The 6932-nt window shown below is 72.6% G+C and carries 3 protein-coding genes and 1 pseudogene; 3 read left to right on the top strand and 1 reads right to left on the bottom strand.

The window, feature by feature from the left end; translation table 11 throughout:
• From PPSIR1_RS24695 to PPSIR1_RS24685, 3 genes and pseudogenes are all read left to right on the top strand, one after another.
• Positions 1–1040, top strand: a pseudogene (locus PPSIR1_RS24695) (hypothetical protein); the annotation flags it as partial.
• A 57-nt stretch (positions 1041–1097) separates the two neighbouring features.
• Positions 1098–2597, top strand: a complete 1500-nt coding sequence (locus PPSIR1_RS50300; RefSeq protein ID WP_006973900.1) for a serine/threonine-protein kinase — start codon at positions 1098–1100, stop codon at positions 2595–2597.
• The gene (locus PPSIR1_RS24685) at positions 2492–4636 is read left to right on the top strand and encodes a WD40 repeat domain-containing protein (protein WP_232296544.1); all 2145 of its coding nucleotides are present in this window, start codon (positions 2492–2494) and stop codon (positions 4634–4636) included. Before PPSIR1_RS50300 ends, PPSIR1_RS24685 begins: the two co-directional genes overlap by 106 nt.
• A gap of 6 nt (positions 4637–4642) precedes the next feature.
• Here the strand turns inward: PPSIR1_RS24685 and PPSIR1_RS24680 are convergent, their stop codons facing one another.
• The gene (locus tag PPSIR1_RS24680; protein ID WP_006973898.1) at positions 4643–6757 is read right to left on the bottom strand and encodes a S8 family serine peptidase; all 2115 of its coding nucleotides are present in this window, start codon (positions 6755–6757) and stop codon (positions 4643–4645) included.
• Positions 6758–6932: the final 175 nt, after the last annotated feature.

Below are 6932 nucleotides of genomic sequence, written 5' to 3'. Positions count from 1 at the left end.
CCATCGCCGCCGCGCTGCTCGTCGCGCTGGCCCGGGGCTGGCGCGAGCAGGGTCCGACCGTGGCCGCGGCCGTGGTCGCGGCGCTCGTACCCGTGGCCTTGCTCGCCGCCTACCAGGCCGCGGTCTACGGCTCCCCGTGGGCCACCGGCTACCACCACGCCGCCAACGAGGGCTTCGCCGAGCTCCACGGCCAGGGCTTGCTGGGCCTGGGCCTGCCGCGCTGGGAGAACGTCGAGATTCACCTGCTCTCGCCGAGCACGGGGCTCCTCGTGTGGTCCCCGCTCGCGCTCTTGGGCGCCCTCGGCCTGGCCTGGGGCAGCGCCGTGGGCGAGGCGCAGGCGCGGGCGGCCTGTCGCCTGCGCCTGGCGATCTTCCTGGTCATCGCGCTCATGGGCCTGGGCCTGTCCTTCCAGGGCGGCTGGCGCGTGGGCCCGCGCTACCTCGTCGTCGCCCTGCCCATGCTCGCCCGCGGCCTCGCGGTGCTCGTCGCCGGTCTGCGCGGGCTCTCGAACAGCCAGGGCGCGAGCTTGGCCGTGGGCCTGGCGGTGTTCGGCCTGGCGACGGTCGCGGGCGAATCGCTGCTCGCCAACGCCCTGGCGGCGAACCTGTGGCCGCACCTCGACGCGACCAACATCGGCGAGCCCTTCGGCGAGGTCTTGCTGCCGCTGTGGCGCGGGGGGGCCAAGCCCTACGGGCTCCCGCAGCTGTTCCCTGGGGGCATGGCCGCGGCCATCGTGGGGCCCGTGTTCGTGGGCTTCGCCGTGCTCGGGCGGGCGCTGCTGGGGCGCATCGGCGCGTCGGCGACCGCCGCAGGCCGCCCCAGCCGGAGCGCGTCGGCCCTCGTCGTCCTGGCCATCGTGCTCGGGGGCGCGGTCGCAAACCTGGCGCTGACCGTGAGTCTGCCGGCGATGGTCGAGGACGCGCCGCTGAGCGAGCGCAACCTCCGGTACATCCGCTCGGTCTACGAGCCCGTGGGCGAGTGGCAGGGCGAGCGGCGCGACGCGAGCGTCGAGCTCACGCCGCTGGGCGCTCCGCGCTGATCGGCCCAGGCCGCCGCGAGTCGCTATCATGGCGGGGGCCTCAGCCCATTGCGATTCATGAAGTTCGACGACACCCTCGAAGCCGACGGCGCGTCGTCGGAGCGCGGTGAGCAGCGGATGCTGGCGACCTCGCAGACCAACCCCGCGGCGCCCAAGGCCCGAGCGCGGGGCGTCGAGACCCAGGCGCGCAAGGCCCAGGTGCTCGCCGGGCTGTTCGACGAGCCGGCCCCGGCGGTCAAGGTCGGGCGCTTTTCGATCGTCCGCAAGCTCGGCGCCGGGGGCATGGGCGTGGTCTACATGGCCTACGACGAGGAGCTCGATCGCCGGGTCGCGGTCAAGCTCCTGCGCAGCACCGACACCGACACCATCGGGCGGGCGCGGATGAAGCGAGAGGCCCAGGCGATGGCCCGGCTCTCGCACCCCAACGTGGTCACCGTCTACGAGGTCGACAGCCACGAGGGCCAGCTCTTCGTGGCCATGGAGTACGTCGAGGGCGACGACCTGCGCGGGTGGTTGGACGCCGGCGCGCGGCCCTGGCCCGAGGTCGTCGCGGTGTTTTGCCAGGCGGGCCGCGGCCTCGCGGCGGCCCACGAGGCCGGCCTGGTCCACCGCGACTTCAAGCCGGACAACGTGCTCGTCGGTCGAGACGGCCGGGCTCGGGTCGCGGACTTTGGCCTGGCCCACGTGTTCGAGGCGCTCCACGAGGAGGAGTCCGAGACGGTGAGCTCGGGGGAGTTCGCCGAGACCCTCACGCGCACCGGGGCGATCATGGGCACGCCGGCCTACATGGCGCCGGAGCAGTACGCGGGCGAGCGCGGCGACGCGCGCAGCGATCAGTTCGCCTTTTGTGTCGCGCTGTGGGAGGGCCTGTTCGGCGAGCGCCCCTTCCGGGGGCGGACCCTCGCGCAGCTGTCGGCGGCGATCTCGGAGGGGCGCATCGCCGCGCCCGAGGGAGCGAGCGCGGGCGCCGTGCCCGAGTGGCTGACCGCCGCGGTGCGCCGAGGCCTGGCCGCCGAGCCCGACGCCCGCTGGCCGTCGATGGAGGTCCTGCTCGAGGTCCTCACCGACGATCCGCGCGCGCGCCGAACTCGGCGGCTGCGCTGGGGCCTGAGCACGCTCTTGGTCGGTGCCGTGCTCGCGGGGACGAGCTGGGTCGCGGGCCGGGAGCTGGCCCGGAACCAGCGCCAGGCCTACTGGAGCGCGCTGACCGAGGACCTGCTGGGTATGGAGCGCGAGCGGGGCTTTCGCCAGGTCAGCGACGACGCGGCGCGGGCCCGGGACGCCACGCGGATGAGCGTCTATCGCAGCTACCGCTCGCAGCGGGGCGTGTCAGCCACGAGGATCCGACCGTCGCCGCGATCTTGCTGCGCGAGGTCGAGAGCGACATGCGGGGGACGGACGAGTGGATCTCGGCGGCGAACGAGACCCTCGCGCAGCCGATCAGCGCGGCGGTGCTGCGCGGGCATCGAGCGGTGGTCACGGCGCTGGTCTTCGACCTCGAGGCGGGCCTGCTCTACTCGGCGGACGGGGCCGGGGAGGTGTGGCGCTGGGACCTGAGCACGGCCAAGGGGCGGCGGCTCCACGTCCATGAGGGGGAGGTCACCAGCCTCGCGCTGAGCCCCGACGCGGGGGTGTTGATCAGCGGGTCGCGGGACGGGGAGCTGCGCGCGTGGACGCCCGAGGAGGGGAGCACGACGTTGGCGCGCTACCCCGAGGGGATCACGACCGTCGTGTTCTCGGAGGGGGGCGAGCGCGTCGCCGTGGGCGTGCGCGATGGCAAGGTCCGCATGTACGCGGGGCAGGGGACGCTGGACCTCGAGCGGGAGCTCGGGGTCGGCAGCCTGGTCTACGCCGTCGCCTTCGATGGCGCGGGCGAGCGGCTGTTGACGGGGAGCAAGGACGGGCGCGGGCGGGTGTGGAGCCTCGCGGATGGGGAGCTGCTCGCAACGCTGGAGGGGCACACCCTCGGGGTCTTCTACGCGGCCTTCATCGACGCGGACGAGCTGGTGACGGCTTCCGATGACAACCAGGTCTCGTACTGGAAGCTGGCTGGCGATGGGGGGCCGCCGACGCGCCGTCTCGTCGTCAAGCACCGTCGGGCTGTCTCGGCGTTTGCGCTCCGCGGGCGCGAGTTGCTGTCCGGATCGGTCAGCGGCGAAGTCTTGCTCACGAAGCTCGACCCCGAAGGTGAGCGCGATGGCTTCGCCAGCACGCTCGTGAGCAAGCACGGCGACGACGTCCGCTTCGTCGATTTTCATGGGCAGGAGTCGCTGGTCTCTGTGGGCTTCGACGCCATCGCCCAGGCTCAACCCGTTGACCTGCGCGCCCCGGCGACGGTCATGCGCGGCCATCGCTCGGCGATCCTGAGCGCCGCGCACTCGGGGCGCTGGCTGGCGACGGGGGCGTGGGATGGGGCCGTGCGCGTGTGGGACCTCGAGCAGCCCGGCGCCGATCGGGTGCTCGATGGCCACAACGCCAAGATTTTTGATCTGGCCGTGGATCGCGCTGGCGAGCGGGTCGCGACGGCTGCCCACGACGGTACGGTTCGAGTCTGGCGCATCCGCGACGGCGCGCTGTTGCATGAATTCGACGGCATCGACCGGATCGTCAACGCGGTGGCCTTCAGCCCTGACGGGCGCTCCCTGGCCAGCGCGGGCAAGCTCGGCGTGACCTTGTGGTCCCTCGAGGATGGCAGCGTGCGCGAGCTCGGCGGCCACAACCAGGCTTGGGTCGTCGACTTCGACGCCCGCGGTGAGCGCTTGGTGTCCGTGGGTTCGGACCGTCTCGTGCGCATCTGGGACCTGGCGACCGGCGAGTCCCGGGCCCTGTCTGGCCATGAAGGCCGGGTGTTCGAGGCCGCTTTTCGCCCTGGAGGCGCGGAGCTGGCGACGGCGTCGGACGACGGCAGCGTGCGCGTATGGGGGGCGGACTCCGGTGACGTGATCGCGCGGCTGCCCGAGTACGATCCGACGGTCCTGGCCATGCTCGCGTGGAGCCCCGACGGATCTGTGCTGGCAGCTTCGGCCCAAGACGGTGGGGCGTGGCTGTGGGGGAGCGCGGACCTCCTCTGGGGGGCCGAGCAGCCGACTCCGACCCTGCTGCGCGAGCGCGGTGCCCGAGTCCGTGCGCTGGCCTTCGACGCTCGCTCGCAACGTTTGGCCACGGGATCTGACGACGGCGTCGTCCGGGTCTGGGCCCTCGACTCGGGCGACCTCGTCCAGCGCCTCAGTGGCCACGCTGAGCCGGTCAGCGCGCTCGCTTTCGCCGACTCGGGACGCGCGCTGGTCTCGGGTTCTTGGGACAGCACGGTGCGGTTCTGGGACCTCGACGCAGGCCGAGCGCTGATCCTCACCGGCCACGGCGAGGAGGTCAACGACGTGGTCGTCAGCGCCTCGACCAGGATGCTGGTCTCGGCCTCGGCTGACGGGAGCGCGCGGACCTGGGATCTGAGCCGGATGGAGCGCTCGCCCGAGGCCCTGGCGCAGGCCCTGGGGGCAGCCACCCGCGCGTGCTTGCCGGCAGAGCAGCGCGTACGTGAGCTGGGCGAGGACGAGCAGTCTGCTCGCCTCGCCCAGTACGGCTGTGAACGCGAGTGAGGGCGATCAGCGGCAGGGGACCTCACCGATGGCCTGGCGCCCCGAGGCGAGGTCGAAGACCAGCGCCGCGCTGTGCGGCGCCGCGACGTCGAAGTCGACGGTGGTCACCTCGTTGGGAGCGGCGTTGATGATCAGGTTGACCTGGGCGGGGGTGAGGTCGAACTGTCCGGTCTCTGCGCCGATGACGTCGAAGGTCTTGATGTGGCCGCCCTGGATCTCGTGCAGCTCACCGAGCTTGTACTCGGCGAGGAGGTCGATGTGCAGGGAGTGAACCGAGCCCCCGCCATCGTCGACGTCGATGTCACACTGCGGGCAGGCCGGGTTCTCGGGCGTCGGGTGGGCGAGGCGGTCGGCGTCGGGGTTGAGGCAGACCGCGGTCGCGGTCGCCATCGCGCCGCCCTGGGTGACGGTCACCGAGCCGTCCCCGAGGGTCTGGGCGACGGCCTCTTGGTACTTCTCCCGGTTCCCGTCCGGGGCCGGGGCCGCCGCGCTCGCGCAGTGGGTCACCGGGCAGGTGGCCAGGGGCGAGCAGGCGTCCTCGACCGCCGCGCACAGCGAGACGCGGTGGGCCGGCTGACCCTGCAGGCCCTTGCCGATCTCCGTGTTCAGGCCGGTGTCGTAGCCCGCGTCGTAGACCAGCTGGCGGACCTCCGCGGCGGTCAGCTCGGGGCGCAGGGCCCAGACCAGGGTGAAGGTCGCCGCGCTGACGGCCGCGGACACGGAGGTGCCGGTGAGCGGGACCATGTTGCCGGTCGGGTTGGGGACCCACACCTGGGTCCCGTAGGTGAGCAGGTTGGGCGTGGCGCCGTCGCGGGACAGGGCCGGGAGCTCGTCCCAGGCGTCGACCATGCCCACGGCCTCGACGAGGGTGCGGTCCTCGTAGCTGATGGGGTAGGGGTCGACGTCGAGGGGGTTGGGGGTGACGCCCAGGGGCACGACGCCCAGGTCCGCGCAGGTCTGGGCCGAGGGCGTGAGGTCGCCGGCGAACACCGCGGGGTAGAGGGCCCCGTCGTTGGCGGCGCAGCCCGGGTCCGAGGCGTTGCCGACCGAGCCGACGAACAGCCCGCCCTGGCAGGCGACGAGGTCGAGGACGTCGCGCATGGCCGCGTAGGGTCCGCGGTCGAAGTTGGGGTCGAGCTCCCGGGCCGCGCCGAAGGCCGCGAGCAGCACGAAGCGGCGCTCGGGGTTTTGGTTGTTCGGGTCCTCGTACTGGGCCTGCCAGCGCATCACCGCGCGGTAGGCCGCGCTGACCACGTCGCGGTAGCTGCCCACGTAGCCCCCGCCGAGGTTGGGCTCGAACTGGCCGTCGTGCTCCCGCGGGAGCGCGAGCTCGAAGTGCAGGTTGTCGTCGCAGTAGTCCGACAGGAAGTCCGGGCACAGCAGGTCGCGGGCGATGTAGCCCATGTTGTGGCCGTGGTGGTGGGGGGTGCTGCTGGCGAACTCCCACTCCTGGATCTGGTCGAGGACGTAGAGCCCCACGTTCTCGAGGCTGCCGCCCTGGACGCTGTCGAGGGCGCCGACGTTCTCGCGGAAGGCCTGGTAGAGGCCCTCCTCGATCTCGGGGCTGCCGTCGAGGCCGCCCATGCCGTCCATGCTCACGCAGTCGACGGCGGCGCTCTCGGCCAGGCCCGGGACCGTGGTCAGGCGCTGGTAGAGGAGGTCGTAGTCGAGCTGGGTCGGCTGCCCGCCGGCGAAGTCGTAGCTGCAGTAGGCCTGGAGCTTCCGGGGCGCGGTCTGGCCGGCCACGACGGGGAAGGTGGGCGCGGCGGACCAGCCGGGGGGGAGCCCGGCGGCGAGGGTGCAGGACACGGGCAGTAGCGGGTTGGAGGGGAGGTCGTGGATGGCCACGACGGTGCCGGTGTCGATGCCCGAGCCGGGCGTGCAGGTCATGAAGTCGGCGGGCGCGGGCGGGGGCGTGGTGTCCGCGCTCGCGGGGGCCGGGGCGGGCGCGTCGAGCTCGTCGGCGAGGGCCTCGTCGGCTTCGAACTGGGCGTCCTCGAGGCTCGGCTCGCCGCCCTCGAAGCTGTCCGCTCCCTGGCACCCCGTGAGCGCGAGCCCCCCCGCGAGGCAGGCCAGGAGGAGGGTGGTCGGGGTGGTGATTGCAGTGGCGTGGGCGGGCATGTTCGGGACTCCTTGTCGTGGCCTCACTCCGGCAATACCGGCAGCCCGTCTACTGGATTAAGAGAAAATCAACAAATCTCGAAAAACCAGGACCGCTGGCTCGAATTCGCTCTGTGCGACCAGGAGCCGGCGATCTGCCGAGGACCCGAGCGCATCGCCGCTGCGCACGTATACT

It is taken from the genome of Plesiocystis pacifica SIR-1, assembly GCF_000170895.1.
Lineage (GTDB): Bacteria > Myxococcota_A > Polyangia > Nannocystales > Nannocystaceae > Plesiocystis > Plesiocystis pacifica.
The sequence above is the reverse complement of the archived record's forward strand: the minus strand, read 5'-3'. Positions and strand labels throughout refer to the sequence as shown.

Coding starts and splice junctions, on each gene's coding strand:
- PPSIR1_RS50300 (WP_006973900.1), top strand. CDS start 1,098: ATGAAGTTCGACGACACCCTCGAAGCCGACGGCGCGTCGTCGGAGCGC.
- PPSIR1_RS24680 (WP_006973898.1), bottom strand. CDS start 6,757: ATGCCCGCCCACGCCACTGCAATCACCACCCCGACCACCCTCCTCCTG.